The 1,319-nt window shown below is 62.7% G+C and carries 1 protein-coding gene and 1 pseudogene; one reads left to right on the top strand and one right to left on the bottom strand.

Annotation, left to right across the window (positions count from 1 at the left end):
• Positions 1-24 precede the first annotated feature (24 nt).
• Positions 25-1,113, top strand: a pseudogene (locus QH470_RS38420) (helix-turn-helix domain-containing protein); the annotation flags it as partial.
• A gap of 97 nt (positions 1,114-1,210) precedes the next feature.
• Here QH470_RS38420 and QH470_RS38080 read toward each other — a convergent pair.
• The coding region (locus tag QH470_RS38080; RefSeq protein ID WP_342213397.1) for an IS3 family transposase at positions 1,211-1,319 on the bottom strand (109 nt) is incomplete at its 5' end.

Below are 1,319 nucleotides of genomic sequence, written 5' to 3'. Positions count from 1 at the left end.
CCCACCCCCGTGTAATGGGTCAGAATGGACCCATGGACAGGGGACCCGGCAGGCCAACTAAACGGCAACCAGCAACCGGACCAGCTGGCGCGCGAAATCAAGCGATTGCGGCTCGACGCAGGGCTCAGCCAGCGCGCACTAGCAGCCAGCGTCGGATACTCACGCCAGTACGTCTCGATGACCGAGTGGGAAGACGCCACTTTCCCCTCGCAAGAACTCGTCGCGGCGCTCGATACCGCACTCGGCGCCAACGGCGAACTGATCGCCCTTCGCGCCCAAGCCAAGGCCGACCTGAAAATGAGGCGACAGGCTCGCACAAACACATCTCACAGGATGGACGAGCCTGGTACATCGCTCACCGCAAACGTTTTCAGCCCCTTCATTTTAGAGTTCGCGCCTGCCAATTATGTACCTGAGACCAGGCTCACCGGCAGTGTCGCTTGCTCCGATGTCGACGAGGTGAAAGAGGCTGCGCGGCGTGCCGCAGCCACGGAAAACCTTCATGGAGGCGGATCGGCCACTACTTCCGCAGCCCGAGAGCTGTACCGGTTCGCGCCGCTTCTACGCGGGGAGATCGCACCTGCGACACAGGGCGCATTGTTCGAAGCCATCGGAAATCTGAGTGGTGTGGCGGCGTTCGCCGCGTTCGATGTCGCCGACTTCGCCGCAGCCGAGCAGCATGCCCGATTTGCGCTGTGGTGCGCGGACTCTGCCGGTTCATGGGAGCTACGGGCAAGCACGCTAGCCGACATGGCACGCATGACCGCCTACACCCGCAGCACCGATGATGCTCTGTCATTGATCGAACTTGCTCGAGTGCGGTCCGACCGGCTCTCCGCAACTACCCGCGCGATGCTCGCGGCGTTGCGAGCACAGTTTCTCGCTGCCCTCGGCCGCACCGATGAGGCACTGAATGAGGTCGCGCGCTCAGACGAGCATTTCGCCGACCGCACGCCGGGCGAGTATGCGCCCTGGATGTGCTACTACGACGAAGCCGAGCACATGGGCAGCACTGGCAAGGCCCTTGCACCCGTTGCGCTGGCACGAAAGCAAATAGAGCTGGCCGGGCCTCGGATCAGTCAGGCCGTACGGCGACAAGGTCAGAATTATCCTCGGTCGCGAACCTTCTCGTTGACGCGGCTTGCCACGCTGACCATGCGTATCGGGGATCCACGAGATGAACCGTCCTGGATCCGGTGGAGACTCGGGTTCAGGCCACCTCGGCTGAGATGCTCTGTTGATGGTAGAGGTGTTCGTATTCGACCGGCGGCAGGTAGCCGATCGACGAGTGGAGGCGCTGGGTGTTGTACCAGTGCACC

It is taken from the genome of Nocardia wallacei, assembly GCF_029868745.1.
Taxonomy (GTDB): Bacteria; Actinomycetota; Actinomycetes; order Mycobacteriales; family Mycobacteriaceae; genus Nocardia; species Nocardia wallacei_B.
The sequence above is the reverse complement of the archived record's forward strand: the minus strand, read 5'-3'. Positions and strand labels throughout refer to the sequence as shown.